Consider the following 15222-nt stretch of genomic DNA (forward strand, 5'->3'; position numbering starts at 1 on the left):
CTTGAACATCCTTGACCATGTCCTGATATGGGCATAGTCCAAATCGGATCAGAAGGAGCCACCGATGTCCCGGGCCTCAGCCGCCAGGCGCCCGCAGGTCGCCCCCGGTCCCGACAGGCTGGACCGGAGCCGCTTCGCGCCGGAGAACCGCAAGCGCCTGAGCGCGCCGGGGCTCCGGACCTTCCTGGCGATCGCCGATCTCTGGGGCCTGGATGAGACGGAGCGCCGGCTGGTGCTGGGCTTCCCGTCGCGCTCGACCTTCCACAACTGGAGCAAGGTCGCGCGGGAGCATGGGGCGCTGACGCTCGATGTCGACGTGCTGACGCGCATCTCCGCCATTCTCGGCATCCACCAGGCGCTCGGTGTTCTGCATGGCAGCGAGCGGGACGGGGTGGCCTGGCTACGGGCGCCGCATGGCGCGGCGATCTTCGGCGGCAGGCCGCCGCTCGACCTCGTCACCAGCGGCACCCAGGACGGGCTCATGGCGGTGCGGCGTTTCCTCGATGCGGCGCGCGGCGGCATCTACATGGAACCCAATGCGGCGGACCGGGATTTCCGACCCTACCGGGACGAGGACCTGGTCATCCTCTGATGGCAGATGCCTTCGCTGCGGCGCCGGCGCCCAGCCACCGGCTGATTCCTTCCCAGTTCCCGCCGATCGGCCTCTTCGACACGGTGGCGACGGCGGCCGACCTCGAAGCCGTCATGGATCTCGCGGGTTGGACGAATGACCGCCTGGTGGCGGAGCGGATCCAGCGGCTGCCGCAGGCGGAGTGGGTCTATGGCCGCGCCAATGCCAGCATCGTCATGGCGAGCTTCCTGCATGTCGCGCCGGGCGGTGCCCGCTTCAACGGCCCCGAGCTCGGCGCCTGGTATGCCGGCGCCGCGCTGCCGACCGCAGCCTTCGAAGTCGCGCACCATCTCCGGCGGGAAGCGGTGGCGCGCGCGCTGCCGTCGCTGCGCCGGACCTACCGGACCTACACGGCGGACCTCGCCGGATCCTATCTCGACATCCGCGGGCAGCAGGCGCTGCGGGCCGATGTCTATGCGCCGGACAGCTACGCCGCGTCCCAGGCGCTGGGCGAGGCCGTGCGCGCTTCGGGCGGTGCGGGCATCCTCTATGACAGCGTCCGCCATCAGGGCGGCACCAACATCGTCGCCCACCGCCCGCGGAACATCCTCAACATCGCCCAGGCCGATCACTGGGACGTCGCGGTCGAAGCCGCCACGCCCAGGGTCGCACTGCGGAAGCTTTGAGCGGCGGCGGCGCTATTTGCCCGGCCGCTCACGTCCCGGCCGCGTCACCGCGACCAGCGCCGAGGCGGGCTCCGGTCCGACGCGCCGCATCCGGTGCGGCAGGTGGCCCGGGAACTGCGCGCAATCGCCGGCGCCGAGGACGAAGCCGCGATCGGCGAAGCGCATCTCGATCGTGCCGCTCAGCACGAAAAGCAGCTCCTCGCCGGAATGGATGGCGGCGGCGCTTTCGGGTGGGAATTCCGCGGCGGGGTGGATCACGAAGGCCTCCAACGCGGCGCCCGCCCGGCTCAGCATCTGGAAGGCATGGCCCAGCGCGTCACCCGGCACCGCGGGGCGCTCCGGCGCCCGCATGACATGAACGGCATGCTCCGCCACCCGTTCCCCGAAGAGCTCGGCGGCGGGCACGCCGAGCGCCTCCGACAGCCGCAGCAGCGTCGCGATCGATGGCGCCTTCAGGCCGCGCTCCAGCCGCGACAGATAGCCTTTGTCGATGCCGGCCGCCTCGGCCAGGACATCGAGCGTGAGGCCTCGGCCCAGGCGTAGCACCCGCAGCCGCGCGCCGAGGCCGGCGACGGCGCCGGGCGCCCGGACGGCGGCCCCTGCAGCCTTCACGCCTCGACCACCAGCCGGGCGGAGGCGCAATGGGCGACGCAGGCCATCAGATGCGTCGCACGGCGCGCGGCGGGCAGGACCAGGTCGCGATGGATCGGCTCGCCCTCCAGCCAGCGGATCTCGCAGGCGCCGCAGATGCCGCCCTCGCAGGATGAGTCCACATTCGCCCCCATGCGCCTGAGCGCGGCCAGCATGCTCTCGCCGGCTGCCACCTCGACCGACTCGCCAGTGGCCGCACGGACCAGCAGATAGGGCCGGGCATCGGGATCGGGGGGAAGGGCCGGCGGGACGAAATGCTCCATTCGCGCCGCGCCGGCGGGCCAGGCGATGGTCGCGGCCGCGAAGCCCTCCAGCATCGCCGGCGGTCCGCAGCAATAGGCCTGGATGCCGGCGCGATGCGGCCCGAGCAGCGTCGCGAGGTCGGGGCGGGGAGCGCTCAGCGTGTCGTGCAGCACCACCCGCCCGAGCGCCGCCCAGGGCGCGAGGTCATCGCCGCAGGGCGGCGGGCCGCCCCGATGCAGCACATGCAGCACCCACGACCGGCCGGCCCGTTCCAGCATCGGCGCCATAGACAGGAACGGTGTCACGCCGATGCCGCCCGCGATCATCACGTGATGCGTCGCCGCTTCCTCGAGCGGGAAGGTGCAGCGGGGCATCGCGCTCGCGACCATGTCGCCGGGCCGCAGCGCTTCATGCAGCCAGGCGCTGCCGCCGCGGGACGTCGCCTCCCGCCGCACCGCGATCACCCAGCGATCCTCCTCGGCCGGATCGCCGCAGAGGCTGTAGGCGCGCGGGCCGACGCCCGGCACCTGCAGGTCGAGATGGGCGCCCGGCCTGACCCGCGGCAGGCGCCAGCCATCCGGGTCCTGCAGGGTCAAGCGGCGGATGCCGGGCCCGGCCTCCGCCGCGGCGACGACGCGGAGCGTGATGTGCCGCGGCAAGGCAGCGCTACTCCGGGCGGATGGCGTCGCCGACGCGCACCGTCCCGCCTTCCAGGATGCGGCAGTTCAGCCCGGAGCGGTGGACCATCGGGTTGAAGACCTCGCGCCCCAGGATCTCCTCGATATGGCGGCAGGGGATGGAGAGGCGGGTGGCCTCGACCAGGCAGGGGCCGATGCGGAAGCGCTGCCCGACCAGCCAGTTGAGCGGCACGCCGCGGGTCGTGATGTTGCGCCGATGCTCCTCCGGCAGCAGCTCGATCTTGTAGTCGCGGCGGATCGCCTCCAGCGCCTCCGCCTCGAACAGCGTCACCTGGCGGCCTTCCTCGGGCTTCTCCGAATAGAAGCCCTGCTCGACGCCGATCCGGTAGCGGTCGCCGACAATGCCCTCGCCCGCCACCAGCGCGATGCTCTCCTGGCCCTGCATGGGCAGGAAGGCGCGCGGGGTGATGTGGAGATGGGCGACAAGGCCATTCCAGCCCGGGGCGGTCGGCATGGGTCTGCTCCAGAGTTGGGCAACAAGTTGCCTTTTGGGACAAATGTCGTCATGCGCTGTTGAACATAACGCCTGCTTTCAGGATATTCTCAATCGATGGGTTGGGCAACAGCTCCGGCACGGCGCTTGCTTCTGTTGCCGCGCGGCCTGCAGCAGACCCGGCCGCGCAACAGCGAAAAGGCCCCGTGATGTCCGAAATCCCGATCCCGGCGCCCCGCACCTCTCGCCGCCGGCTCATCGCCGGATTGGCAGGCGCGGGCATGCTGGCGCGGCCGGCCCTGGCCCAGGCCTACCCGGTCCGGCCCATCCGCCTGATCGTCGGCTTCGGTGCCGGCGGGATCAGCGACCTGATCGCCCGCATCGTGGCGGAGAGCGCGGGCAGCGTGCTCGGCCAGCCCGTGGTGGTGGAGAACCGCACCGGCGCCGGCGGCAACATCGCCTTCGAAGCGGCGGCGCGCGCGGCACCCGACGGTTATACCCTGCTGGTCGCGGGCGTCAGCACGCTGACGGTGAACCCAGTCCTCATCCCGACCAGCAGCTTCGACGCGGGGCGTGACCTCGTCACCATCGGGCCCTTGGCGACGACGCCGCATGTCCTGGTGGTGCGTCCCGGCCTCGCCGCGGATCTCAGCGCGTTCATCGCCAGGGCGCGCGCCGCCGATGGCGACATGACCTGGAGCACGGCCGGCGTTGGCACCTCGCCGCACCAGACCATGCTGCTGACCCAATCGCTGGCGGATCTCCGCTTCACGCCCGTCCACTACCGCTCCGGCGCTGCCGGCGTGCAGGCGGTGCTCACCGGGGAGGTGCAGGTGACGGCGGAGGCGACCGCGGTGGTGGCCGAGCACATCCGTGCCGGCACGCTGCGGGCATTGGCCGCGGCCGCGCCGGCCAGGCTCGCGCTGCTGCCCGACACGCCGACCGCGGCGGAAGCGGCGGGCCTGCCTGGCCTGACCAATGGCTCCACCATCGGCCTCGCCGCGCCGCGCGGCATCCCGGATGCGATCCGAGACCGCCTGGCCGCGGCGTTCCGGGAGGCCCTGGAACGCCCGGCGCTGCTGGAGCGCCTGGCCCAGCAGGGCACGCTGCCGCTCCGCGGCGATGCCGCGAGCTTCGACGCCCATGTGGAGGAGGAGCGCGCCCGCTGGCGGCCGCTTCTTGTGGGCCTGTCGGCGAACTAGCCGGGCGCGGTGCTGCGCAGCCGCGCGGCCTTCATCGTCATCTCCTCGGAGATCCGCTCGAGCAAGGGCTCGAGATCGGTGTGCGGCTCGTGATGGTCATGCGGCGTCGCCTCGACCGCGGCGCGCCGCGCGGCGCGCTCGCCGCTCTGTTCGGTGCCAGGCATGCTGGACTCCTCGAAATTCCGCGGCCCGAGATGGCCGCATCGGGGAGTTGGGCATGCGCCGCCGCGATGCCTCCTTCCGGGATGCGGCCCCAGCCATGCTCGCGGCGCGCCTGTGCAAGCCTGGGACCGATGCCATGGGTGGCGCGCAGCGCCCTGCGCTAGGTCAGCCTCTTCCGCCGCTCCAGCTCGGCCTCGGAGGGAGTCTCAGGCGCGAAGGATCCGGTCCTGACCTCACCCGCACGCGCATAGCTCGCGATCAGCACGCCGCTTGGCGAGGTCGTCGCCTTCGAGAGGGTGAAGGCCGCCGGCATCGTGCCATCGCCGAACAGACGCTTCCCGCGGCCGACATCGCGGATCGACTTTCTGCGGCGGAAGCACTGGCGCACGCATAATCCGCTGGATTGCCTGCCGCCGCCGGCAGCAGTATGGACGTCCTGCCACCCATGAAGGAAAGGAGGGCTGCGCGATGACGTTCTTTCGCCACTACCGGCAGCGCGGCCCCGTTCACGCCCTGCGGAGATCTCCGCAGGGCTGACCCGAAGCGGTCGCTGATCCGCCTCTCCCTGGTCTGTCCCTGTCGGTGATGCGCGCCGAGCCTCGCGGCTCCGGCGCTTGGCTATCGTGGCAATCACCGCTCGCGCCCCGCCGATATCCGCGTCTTCGGGCACCCGGTGTGCCGCCACGCGCGAGGGGTGCCAGTCCGGGCAGACCAGAGAACGACCATGGCTTCGATCACCCTCAAGGATCTCGGCGTCGCATTGGGCGCGCCGCTGTTCTCCGACCTCACCCTCTCCATCGCGGCCGGCGACCGGCTCGGCATCGTCGCCGCCAATGGCCGGGGCAAGTCCACGCTGCTCCGCTGCATCGCCGGCACGCTCGACCCGACGACCGGCGACATCACCCGCTCGCGCGGCCTCCGGGTCGGCCATGTCGAGCAGGAGATCCCCGCAGCCCTCGCCGCCATCCCCTTCCGCGACGCGGTCCGCGGCGCATTGCCCGCGGATCTCGCCGGGAGCGAGGGATGGCGGGTCGATCTCGTGCTCGACGGGCTCGCGGTGCCCGAGGCGCTGCGCGACCGGCCGATCGCCGCGCTGAGCGGGGGCTGGCAGCGGCTGGCCATGCTCGCCCGCGCCTCCGTGACGGATCCGGATGTGCTGCTGCTCGACGAGCCGACCAACCATCTCGACCTCGCCCGCATCGCCCAGCTCGAGGGCTGGATCAATGCGCTGCCGCGCGAGGTGCCGGTGGTGATCGCGAGCCACGACCGCGCCTTCCTGGACGCGACGACCAACCGGACGCTGTTCCTGCGCCCGGAGCGATCCGTCGTCTTCGCGCTCTTCTATGCCCGGGCGCGGGCGGCGTTGGCGGAGGCCGACGCCGCCGAGGCGCGCCGTTACCAGAAGGACATGAAGACGGCGCAGCAACTGCGCCGCCAGGCCGCCAAGCTCAACAACATCGGGATCAACTCGGGCAGCGACCTGCTGACCGTGAAGACCAGTCAGCTCAGGCAACGCGCGGAGCGGTTGGAGGATGCGGCGCGGCCCGCCCATCAGGAGCGATCGGCGGGCACCATCCGGCTCTCCAACCGCGGCACGCATGCCAAGGTCCTGATCACCCTCGCCGATGCGCCGGTGACGACGCCGGATGGCACGCTGCTGCTCCGCACCGGCAAGCGCTTCATCCACCAGGGCGACCGCATCGTCCTGCTCGGCCGCAACGGCGTCGGCAAGTCACGCCTGGTTGCGCTGATCCGGGCTGCCATCGAAGCACCGGACATGACGGGCGATGCCGTCAAGGCCACGCCGTCACTGGTGCTCGGCCACAGCGACCAGGCGCTGTCCGGCCTGGCCGATCGCGATACGCCGCTGGCCACGCTCTGCCGGCGCTTCCCGCTCGGCGAGCAGCGTGCCCATGCCTTGCTGGCGGGTGCGGGGATCGCGATCGAGAAGCAGTCGGCACCGATCGGCAGGCTCTCGGGCGGGCAGAAGGCGCGGCTCGCGATGCTGGTGCTGCGCCTGACCGAGCCGAATTTCCATCTGCTCGATGAGCCGACCAACCACCTCGACATCGACGGGCAGGAGGCGCTGGAGGCGGAGCTGATGGCGCAGGAGGCGAGCTGCCTGCTGGTGTCGCACGATCGCAGCTTCGTCCGGGCGGTCGGCAACCGCTTCTGGTTGATCGAGAACCGGCGCCTCACCGAGGTCGATGGGCCGGAGGATTTCTTCGCCGCCGTGGCCGAAGTGGCAGGGTGATGCCCTGCCGGCGCGGCCTCGCGGACGGAGGCATCAATCGGCGGCGAGCCGCGTCTGGACCGGCTTCGGCAGGATCGCCTTGACGCTGGTATCGACGATGATGAATTGCGGCCCGGGCGCCGCCAGCAACGCGGCGATGTCAGGCACCTCCGCCAGCGTCCGGATGCGCGTCACGGCAAGGCCATAGGCGCGGCCGATCAGCTCCAGGTCGGGATTCGTGAAGCTGGTGCCATTCACCCGCCCGGGATATTCCCGCTCCTGATGCAGGCGGATGGAGCCGTAGGTCCCGTTCTCGGAGACCACGACCTTCAGCGGCAGCCCGCGCTCCAGCGCGACGGCGAGCTCGCTGCCGGTCATGAGCAACCCGCCATCGCCGACGAAGCAGATGACCGGCCGCTCCGGCGCGCGCAGCGCCGCCGCGACGGCCGCGGGCACGCCGAAGCCCATCGCGCCGGAGATCGGCGCGAGGAGGCGCTGCGGCGGCCGGAACTCGATCACCCGGTAGACCGGCGCGCCGAAGGTGCCGGCATCCACGGTGACGATCGCATCGTCGGGCAGCGCCTTGCCGATCGAGGACACGACCTCTTCGAAAGGGATGCCGTCGTCGACGTCGAAGCGGCGCGGCGCGGCGATTGCGCGGCGTTGCTCCGACAGGGCATCGATCCAGCCCGTGCGGTCCGGCAGCGCAGCAGGCGGCGCGCTGACCGTCGCGAACAGCGCGTCGGGGCCGCAGGCGATGGCGAGGTCGCAGCCGAAATGGGTGCCGAGCACGCCGTGATCGGCATGCACATGCACCAGCCGCTGGGCCGGCCTGACCAGGCGGGGAAAGCTGTATCCCTGCGTGGTGATATCCGACAGCCTCGCACCGAGGACGAGGATGAGGTCGGCCTGCCGCAGCACCGCCATCTGCGCCTCGGGATTGGCCAGGCCCATGTCGCCGGCATAGAGCCGGTGCGCGTTCGGCAGCAGGTCCTGGCGCCGGAAGGAGACGACGGCGGGCAGGTTCCAGGTCTCGAGGAAATCGAGGAGTTGCCGCCGGCCGTCGTCGCCGGCGATCGCGCTGCCCGCGATGACGAGCGGCCGCTCAGCCTGCGTCAGCATGCCGCGCAGCGCGGCGAGCGAGGCCGCGTCGGGGGCGGCGGCGATCGGGGCCTGCGGGCGCACCGGTTCCGCCGTGCAGTCGGCGGTCAGGATGTCCTCGGGCACCGCGATCACGACCGGGCCGGGAACCCCGCTGGTGGCGGTCTGGATGGCCCGCAGCACCGTCTCCGCGGCGCGCTCGGGATCGGTGATCTCCGCCGTCCATTTGGCGATGGAGCCGAACATCGCCTTGTAGTCGATCTCCTGAAAGGCATCGCGCCGGACGTCCCTGGCCGCGACCTGGCCAACGATCAGGATGAAGGGGATGCCATCCTGCTGCGCTGTATGGACGGCGATCGCCGCATTGGACGCGCCGGGCCCGCGGCTGACGCAGGCGATCCCCGGCCGCCCCGTCAGGCGCGCATCGGCGAGCGCCATGAAGCCGGCCCCGGACTCGTGCCGGCACACCACGGTGTCGATGTCGGAGCGGCCATGGAGCGCGTCGAGGAGGCCCAGATAGCTCTCGCCCGGGACACAGAAGACGCGGTCGATGGCGTGCGCGGCGAGGGAATCGACGATGAGCTCGGCGACGGTCATGGTGCTTCCGGTATGGTTTCCCGGATGATGCGCGTGGCGGAGATCACCGTCAGCCCGGCCATTCCTCTATCAGATATTCCTTGCCGGCATGGGCGGGGTCAGGCGCCGACGAGGTCGAGGCTGTCCGCCTCCGCGGCGTCGATCTTGCCCGACAGGCGCCCATCGGCCAGCGCCCGCCGCGTCTCGTCCCGGATGGTGCGCGCCAGCTCCCGCATCGCCCGGGTGGTCGGGCGCTGCAGCGAGAAGGCCAGCATGAAGTCCTGCCGCAGCCCGGGGTCCACGAGCCGGCGGACGCCGAACTCGGCCTTGTCGAGATCAGGCTTGATGACGCCGTAGGGCAGGATCGTGAAGCCATGCCCCGCCAGGATGAGCTTCTTGAGCGCGCTGAGGGCATCGACCTCGACCCTGATGTCGAGGTCGAGCGACAGGCGCCGGCACGCGGCATCCAGCGCGCGGCGCAGCCCATGATTCTGCCCGACCAGCAGCAGGGGAATGCCGGACAGCCCGGCTGTCGGAAAGCTCGCCGCATCCTGCGCCAGCGCGTCCACCTCCCGCCGGCGGCCGAACAGGAACAGGTCCATGGTCATCAGGTAGTCCATCCGGATGTAGGGGGATCGCCGGGCATTGTTGATGACGGCCATGTCGATCCTGCCGGAAGCCAGCCATTCGTTGATGAAGCCGGAAAGCCCGTCGACCAGGTGCAGCTTCACATGCGGGAACTGCGCGGAGAACTGCGTGACCAGCTCCGCCCCGATCGCTTCGCTGAAGGATGGCGGCATGCCTACGGAGATCTCGCCGGCCGGAATGGCGGAGGCATCGCGCAGGTCGGACTTCGCCTGGGTCAGGTCCCTGATGATCGGCGCGACCACCGCCTGGAACTGCTCCCCCTCCCGCGTGAGGCGCGCGCCGCGGCCGTGGCGATAGAAGAGCTGGGTGCTGAGCTCATCCTCGAGCTGGCGCATCTGGCGGCTGAGCGCGGGCTGGGCGACGCCGACCAGGGTCGCCGCCTTGGAGAAGGAGCCGCTCTCGATGACTGCGAGAAAGTACTCGAGCTGGCGAAGTTCCATGGGCGACTGTCCGCCGTATCCATTCCCCGATCCCCGCACCATAGTCCCGCGGCGTCCGGGCACAACGCGGGATATGCCGCGGCGGCATGGGCCAGCGCGTAAAACCCCGTTGCAAGCCGTGACTCGGATCGGCAGGGCGCCGATGCCTATAGGGGTGCGCCACAGCCACGGATGCGCAGTTCCCGATGTCCCCACTACTACACCTGTCGCATAGCTTCACTCCCGTGGCGTTGATCCCGGTCTCGGCATTGATCCCGGGCTTGCCGGGCTGAGGTCCCGCCAGCGGCAGCGCCGGGTGCGCGGCCGCCAGCGGAACCATCATGGAACCGGCCCATCACCTCCTCCTGCTGGGCGGCTTCCTCGGCCTGCTCGGCATCGCCGCGGGCCTGGTCTCGGCCCGCCTCGGCACGCCGGTGCTGCTCGCCTTCCTGGCGCTCGGCATGCTCGCCGGGAAGGGCGGACCGGGCGGCATCGTCTTCGACGATTTCCGCGCCGCCTATCTGATCGGCAGTGCGGCGCTCGCGATCATCCTGTTCGAAGGTGGGCTCAAGACGCGGCGCGCCACGCTGCGGCTGGTGCTCTGGCCGGCGCTGGCGCTCGCCACGGCCGGCGTCGCGATCATCGCCGTCCTGGTCGCCGCGTTCTTCGTCCTGGTCCTCTTTCTCCTGTCCGCCTCGCCGCCCTGGCCGCATCCGGTCTGGGCGCTGGCGCTGCTGATCGGCGCCGCCGTCGCGCCGACCGATGCCGCGGCGGTGTCATTGATGCTACGCCGCGCCCGGGTGGTGGTGCCCGAGCGTGTCACCGCCGTGCTCGAAGTGGAATCCGGCCTCAATGATCCGGTGGCGGTCTTCCTGACCATGCTGGTCACCCATTGGCTGCTCTCGCCCGGCGGCATGACCGCGGGCCAGGGCGCGCTGCTGCTGGTGCAGGAGATGGCGGGCGGCGCGATCATGGGGATCGCGGGCGGCCGTGCGCTGCTCTTCGCGCTGCGCCGGATCAGGGTCGAGGCCGCGCTCTGCCCGGCGCTGGCCCTCATGGGCGCGCTCGCCCTCTTCGGCGCCGCGCAGAGTGCCGGGGCCAGCGGCTTCCTGGCCGTCTATCTCGCGGGCGTCGTCATCGGCAATGGCGGGCTCGGTGCCCGCGCCGGCGTGGAGCATTTCTTCGAAGCCTTCGGCTGGCTCGCGCAGATCGTGCTGTTCCTGATGTTCGGCCTGCTCGCCACGCCGCAGGAGATCCTGCCCTCATCCCTGGTCGGGCTCATCGCCATCGTGGCCGCCGGGCTGCTCGCGCGATCCGTCGCCTGTTCGGCCTGCCTGCTGCCCTTCGGCTTCACGCTCCGTGAGACCGCCTTCGCGTCCTGGGTCGGGCTGCGCGGCGCGGTGCCGATCTACCTGACGACGATCCCGCTCCTGGCAGGGGTCGAGGGCGCGCATATCCTGTTCGAGCCGACCTTCGCGATCGTCGTCATCTCCCTGCTCGCCCAGGGCTGGACGATCGCCCCGGTCGCCCGCCTGCTCGGCTTTCCGCGCGGTGCGGACCGACGGTCGCAGGCGCCGGCGCCGGATCCCCCGCCGGCGGTCAGGCGACGCGGATGATCCGCCGGCCGGGCGGCGGCCCTTCGCCGTGGCCCCGGATGAAGGCGAGCGCCTCCTCGGCCGGGCATGGCCGGCCGATCAGATAGCCCTGCACCTCGGTGCAGCCGCAATGGCGGATGGTCGCGAGCTGCTCGGGCGTCTCGACGCCCTCGGCCGTCGTCTCGATGGCGAGGCTGGCACCGAGATCGGCGATCGCGCGGATGATCGCGGCATTGTCCTTGTTGCGGTCGAGATCGGCGATGAAGGAGCGGTCGATCTTGATCTTGTCGAAGGGAAAGGACCGCAGGTAGCTGAGCGAGGAGTAGCCGACGCCGAAATCATCCATGGCGATGCGGATGCCAAGCGCACGCAGATCGTGCAGCTCCGCGGTGGTCGCCTCGTCATTGCCCAGGAGGACGGCCTCGGTGATCTCGAGCTCGAGGCGGCCTGGCGCCAGGCCGGCGGCGTCCAGTGCGGCCTTCACCATGTCGGCGAAGCCGCGGCCGCGGAGCTGGACCGGCGACAGGTTGACCGAAATCCGGATCGCCTCGGGCCAGCGCGCGGCCTCCCTGAAGGCCTGGTGCAGCACCCATTCGCCGATCGGCAGGATCAGGCCGGTCTCCTCGGCAACCGGGATGAACTGTGCCGGCGGCACCGGCCCGCGCCGCGGATGCGACCAGCGCAGCAGCGCTTCGAAGCCGGTCAATGCCTGGTTCGAGGCACGCACCTGTGGCTGGAAGACCAGATGGAACTCGCCGGCGGGCAGGGCCTGGCGCAGGTCGAGCTCCAGCGCGCGGCGCGCCTCGACGCGGGCGCTCATGTCCGGATCGAAGAAGCGGTAGGCGCCGCGCCCTTCGGACTTCGCCTTGTAGAGCGCGAGGTCGGCGCATTTCATCAGATGGTCGGCGGTGCTGCCGTCGGCGGGCGCCATGGCGATGCCGATGCTGAGCCCGGTGCTGACCTCGTGCCCGTCGATCATGAAGGATGCGTCCATGACGCGCACCATGCGCTCGGCCAGGGCCTCGACCGCCTGGGAATGCGTCGCGGACAGCAGGATGGCGAATTCGTCGCCGCCGAGCCGGGCGATGGTGCCTTCCGGCCCGATCGCCGCGTTGAGTCGGTCCGAGACCGCGCGGAGCAGCTTGTCGCCGACGGGGTGGCCGAGCGTGTCGTTGATCGCCTTGAAGCGATCGAGGTCGAGGCAGAGCACGGCCATCGGCTCGCCGGTCGCCATCGCCTGGGTCAGCCCCTCGGCCATCCTGTCGCGGAACAGCGTGCGGTTCGGCAGATTGGTCAGGGCGTCGTGATGCGCCATGTGCGCGATGCGCTGCTCCGCCCTGCGGCGCAGCGTGACGTCCTCATGCATGACCACCCAGCCGCCATGCGCCATGGTCTCGTAGACGATCTCGATGGTGCGGCCATCCGGGAGCTCGCGATAGGTGATGCGCTCGCCGGCCTCGAGGTGCCGGATATAGCCCGCGACGATGGCGTCAGGATCCACCCCGACATAGTTGCCGAGCGCGATGCTGTGCGCGACGATGTCACGCATGGCGGCGCCGGGCTTCACCACCTCCGGCGACAGGCCGTAGAGGTCGAGATAGCGCCTGTTGCAGACGAGGAGGTTCAGATCCTCGTCGAACATGGCCAGCCCATGGGCCATGTTGTTCAGCGCCGCGTCGAAGCGGCGATGCTGCTCGTGCAACGCTTCGTCCGCGCGCTCCTGCTCGGTGACGTCCTCATGGATGGCGACCCAGCCGCCATGCTCCATCGGTTCGTAGGTCGCCTTGAAGATGCGATCGTGCACGAAGCGGCGATAGGAGACCGGCTGCGCCGGCCGCAGGCCGGCGCGCAGGCGGGCGACACGCAGTTCGGCTGAATCCGCACCGAGATTCCCGAGCGTCGCGCTGTGCTCGAGGATCTCGCGCATGCTGGCGCCCGGCTTCACCACCTCGGGCGAGAGGCCGTACATGTCGAGATAGCGCCTGTTGCAGACGAGGAGGTTCAGCGCCTCGTCGAACATGGCCAGTCCCAGGATCAGGTTGTTGAGGGCGGCGTCGAAGCGGCGATGCTGCTCGCGCAGCTCCCTGGCCGCGCGCTCCTGCTCGGTGATGTCCTCATGGACGGCGACCCAGCCGCCATGCGGCATCGGCTCGTAAAGGAGTTTGATGACGCGGTCGCGAAGGACGCGCTGGAAGGAGACCGGCCTCCCCGGGCGCAGGCGGGCGCGCAGCTCCGCCAGACGATCGTCGACGGAGAGGTGATGGGGGTTGCCGAGCCCGACGCTGTATTCGACCAGATCGCGCACGCCGATCCCCGGCTTCACGACGTCCGGCGAGAAGCCGTAGTGTTCGAGGTACCGCTTGTTGCAGACGATGAGATTCAGGTCCTCGTCGAACATGACCAGGCCGTGGGTCATGTTGTTGAGGGCGGCATCGAAGCGGCGATGCTGCTCGTGGAGCTCAGACGCGACGGCCCCGCGCGCGGCCTCCATGCGGCGAAGCTCGGTCACGTCTTCGAAGGTGCCGACCGAGCCGCCGTCCGGCATCGGTGACAGAAGCGCCCGGACCGTCCGGCCGTCGCCGAGGACATAGTCGTAGGTGCTGGGTTCGCCTCGCGACAGCGCTGCCAGGCGACGGCGCATCAGCTCATCGGCGGTCCTTCCCGGATAGTTGCCGATGGCGATACCGTGCTCGAAGACCTCGCGCAGCGTGATGCCGGGCTTCACCACCGCCGGGTCGGCGCGGAAGATACTGGCATAGAGCGCGTTGCAGACGATCAGGCGATCCTCGGCATCGAACATGCTGAAGCCCTGCGACATGCTGTCGAGGGCGGCGTCGAAGCGACGCTGCTGTTCGCGCAGATCCTCCGCCACCTGCTCGCGTTCGGTGATGTCCTCGTTGGTGACGACCCATCCACCACCGCTCATCGGACGATTGCGGGTGAGCACAAAGCGGCCATCGGCCAAGTGGCGGACGTAGTCGGCGTCGCTGCCTGCCAGCAGCCTGGCGCGCACATCCTGATAGAGCTGCCCGGCCGTGCGACCAGGGGGCAGGCCGCGCTCGAAGTAGTTTTGGACCACGCCGAACAGGGAGATTCCGGGCCTTACCACGGCCGGATCGAGACCCAGGCAATCGAGGTACTGCCGGTTGCACACGACCAGACGCTCATCGCCATCGTAGATGGCGAGGCCATGCGACATGCTGTCGAGCGCCAGGCGAAAGCGCGCGACCTGCTCGTTCAACTCCAGGTCCAGCCGATGCTGTTCGGTGACATCCTCGAAGATCGCGACCCAGCCGCCATCCGCGGTCGGCCGATAGCTGGCCGTGACGATGCGGCCATTGGCGAGCGACTGGCGTTCGCTGAAGGCGGCGCCAAGGGCGATCTGGCCGGCGCGGCGGCGCCAGGCTTCGTCGGCCGACTGGCCAGGAAAATTGCCGAGCTCGACGCCGTGGCGCAGCAGGTCGTGCAGCGGCAGGCCGACGCGGACCACGGCGCGCGAGAAGCCGAGGAGATCGAGCAGGCGCTGGTTGAACAGTGCGATGCGGAGATCGGCGTCGAAGACGCAGAGGCCATGGGCGACGGCGTCGAGAGCGGTCTCATAGAGTTCGAGCGGCGTCCGGTGTGGCCTGCCACGCTCAGGATCCACCTGGTCCCCCTCGGTATCCGCCATCCGCCACTCCGATCGCCTGCCGCCGTTCCGTTGGCGTCCTTCGCGGCCATCCTGGCCTATGCGTGCATCGCCGCCGCGCCCGGCAAGTCGAACGCCTCCCGTCCGCGTCGGGATCCGGCGCATCGTCCTTCCTGTTCCGGAAAGAAACAAGCGCCCTGCGGGATCGGCCATGGCGGCCCCGGTGGACTTCCCTCGGGAGGCCATGCCTCACCGGAGAAACTGCGGCCAATCCTCTAACCCGGGGGTTAAGCGGGCCGAGGGGCCAGGCTGGAACGGCCCGGCACCGGCCCCCGGTATACATCACGCTGCGAGTCGGGTCGGTGAAGGGGAGGGC

Annotated in this window: 13 protein-coding genes; 5 read left to right on the forward strand and 8 right to left on the reverse strand. The window is 70.5% G+C overall.

Going from position 1 to position 15222, the window contains the following annotated elements; all coding sequences use genetic code 11:
* Positions 1–64: 64 nt before the first annotated feature.
* Together GXW71_RS18790 and GXW71_RS18795 are read left to right on the forward strand one after the other, a co-directional pair.
* The gene (locus GXW71_RS18790; RefSeq protein ID WP_211854093.1) at positions 65–592 is read left to right on the forward strand and encodes an MbcA/ParS/Xre antitoxin family protein; all 528 of its coding nucleotides are present in this window, start codon (positions 65–67) and stop codon (positions 590–592) included.
* The gene (locus GXW71_RS18795; protein WP_211854094.1) at positions 592–1257 is read left to right on the forward strand and encodes an RES family NAD+ phosphorylase; all 666 of its coding nucleotides are present in this window, start codon (positions 592–594) and stop codon (positions 1255–1257) included. The genes GXW71_RS18790 and GXW71_RS18795 overlap by 1 nt, the downstream gene beginning before the upstream one ends.
* A gap of 12 nt (positions 1258–1269) precedes the next feature.
* Here the strand turns inward: GXW71_RS18795 and GXW71_RS18800 are convergent, their stop codons facing one another.
* The 3 genes from GXW71_RS18800 to GXW71_RS18810 are packed head-to-tail and all read right to left on the reverse strand — an operon-like array spanning position 1270 to position 3303.
* Complete coding sequence (locus GXW71_RS18800; protein WP_211854095.1) at positions 1270–1869, reverse strand: helix-turn-helix domain-containing protein; 600 nt, start codon at positions 1867–1869, stop codon at positions 1270–1272.
* Positions 1866–2810 carry a PDR/VanB family oxidoreductase gene (locus GXW71_RS18805; RefSeq protein WP_211854096.1) on the reverse strand — a complete coding sequence of 315 codons (945 nt, stop codon included), beginning with the start codon at positions 2808–2810 and terminating at the stop codon, positions 1866–1868. Before GXW71_RS18805 ends, GXW71_RS18800 begins: the two co-directional genes overlap by 4 nt.
* Before the next feature lie 7 nt (positions 2811–2817).
* A complete protein-coding gene (locus GXW71_RS18810) occupies positions 2818–3303 on the reverse strand; it encodes an MOSC domain-containing protein (RefSeq protein ID WP_211854097.1) in 486 nt (161 codons plus the stop codon).
* Between the two features lie 188 nt (positions 3304–3491).
* Between GXW71_RS18810 and GXW71_RS18815 the strand changes: the two genes are divergently transcribed.
* Positions 3492–4484, forward strand: coding sequence for a Bug family tripartite tricarboxylate transporter substrate binding protein (locus GXW71_RS18815; protein ID WP_211854098.1), 993 nt, complete (start codon positions 3492–3494; stop codon positions 4482–4484).
* Here the strand turns inward: GXW71_RS18815 and GXW71_RS18820 are convergent.
* On the reverse strand, positions 4481–4648 hold the full coding sequence (locus tag GXW71_RS18820; protein ID WP_211854099.1) for a hypothetical protein: 168 nt from the start codon (positions 4646–4648) through the stop codon (positions 4481–4483). The two genes, GXW71_RS18815 and GXW71_RS18820, sit on opposite strands and share 4 nt — an antisense overlap.
* 158 nt (positions 4649–4806) lie before the next feature.
* Complete coding sequence (locus GXW71_RS18825; RefSeq protein WP_211854100.1) at positions 4807–5034, reverse strand: hypothetical protein; 228 nt, start codon at positions 5032–5034, stop codon at positions 4807–4809.
* A gap of 336 nt (positions 5035–5370) precedes the next feature.
* On the opposite strand from GXW71_RS18825, the gene GXW71_RS18830 reads away from it, so the two are divergent.
* Positions 5371–6900, forward strand: a complete 1530-nt coding sequence (locus GXW71_RS18830; RefSeq protein ID WP_211854101.1) for an ABC-F family ATP-binding cassette domain-containing protein — start codon at positions 5371–5373, stop codon at positions 6898–6900.
* A gap of 33 nt (positions 6901–6933) precedes the next feature.
* Here GXW71_RS18830 and GXW71_RS18835 read toward each other — a convergent pair whose 3' ends face one another.
* Both GXW71_RS18835 and GXW71_RS18840 read right to left on the reverse strand, forming a co-directional pair.
* Entirely contained in the window at positions 6934–8577 is a 1644-nt protein-coding gene (locus GXW71_RS18835) for a thiamine pyrophosphate-binding protein (RefSeq protein WP_211854102.1), read from the reverse strand.
* Between the two features lie 98 nt (positions 8578–8675).
* Entirely contained in the window at positions 8676–9644 is a 969-nt protein-coding gene (locus tag GXW71_RS18840) for a LysR family transcriptional regulator (RefSeq protein WP_211854103.1), read from the reverse strand.
* A gap of 320 nt (positions 9645–9964) precedes the next feature.
* On the opposite strand from GXW71_RS18840, the gene GXW71_RS18845 reads away from it, so the two are divergent.
* The gene (locus GXW71_RS18845; RefSeq protein ID WP_211854104.1) at positions 9965–11239 is read left to right on the forward strand and encodes a potassium/proton antiporter; all 1275 of its coding nucleotides are present in this window, start codon (positions 9965–9967) and stop codon (positions 11237–11239) included.
* Here GXW71_RS18845 and GXW71_RS18850 read toward each other — a convergent pair.
* Positions 11223–14888, reverse strand: coding sequence for a PAS-domain containing protein (locus GXW71_RS18850; protein WP_211854105.1), 3666 nt, complete (start codon positions 14886–14888; stop codon positions 11223–11225). The genes GXW71_RS18845 and GXW71_RS18850 overlap by 17 nt on opposite strands.
* Positions 14889–15222 lie beyond the last annotated feature (334 nt).

It is taken from the genome of Plastoroseomonas hellenica (assembly GCF_018129085.1).
Taxonomy (GTDB): domain Bacteria; phylum Pseudomonadota; class Alphaproteobacteria; order Acetobacterales; family Acetobacteraceae; genus Plastoroseomonas; species Plastoroseomonas hellenica.

Excerpts from the sequence above, each read along its gene's own strand:
- GXW71_RS18790 (WP_211854093.1), top strand. The coding sequence starts at position 65 with ATGTCCCGGGCCTCAGCCGCCAGGCGCCCGCAGGTCGCCCCCGGTCCC.
- GXW71_RS18795 (WP_211854094.1), top strand. The coding sequence starts at position 592 with ATGGCAGATGCCTTCGCTGCGGCGCCGGCGCCCAGCCACCGGCTGATT.
- GXW71_RS18810 (WP_211854097.1), bottom strand. The coding sequence starts at position 3,303 with ATGCCGACCGCCCCGGGCTGGAATGGCCTTGTCGCCCATCTCCACATC.
- GXW71_RS18815 (WP_211854098.1), top strand. The coding sequence starts at position 3,492 with ATGTCCGAAATCCCGATCCCGGCGCCCCGCACCTCTCGCCGCCGGCTC.
- GXW71_RS18820 (WP_211854099.1), bottom strand. The coding sequence starts at position 4,648 with ATGCCTGGCACCGAACAGAGCGGCGAGCGCGCCGCGCGGCGCGCCGCG.
- GXW71_RS18830 (WP_211854101.1), top strand. The coding sequence starts at position 5,371 with ATGGCTTCGATCACCCTCAAGGATCTCGGCGTCGCATTGGGCGCGCCG.
- GXW71_RS18835 (WP_211854102.1), bottom strand. The coding sequence starts at position 8,577 with ATGACCGTCGCCGAGCTCATCGTCGATTCCCTCGCCGCGCACGCCATC.
- GXW71_RS18840 (WP_211854103.1), bottom strand. The coding sequence starts at position 9,644 with ATGGAACTTCGCCAGCTCGAGTACTTTCTCGCAGTCATCGAGAGCGGC.
- GXW71_RS18845 (WP_211854104.1), top strand. The coding sequence starts at position 9,965 with ATGGAACCGGCCCATCACCTCCTCCTGCTGGGCGGCTTCCTCGGCCTG.
- GXW71_RS18850 (WP_211854105.1), bottom strand. The coding sequence starts at position 14,888 with ATGGCGGATACCGAGGGGGACCAGGTGGATCCTGAGCGTGGCAGGCCA.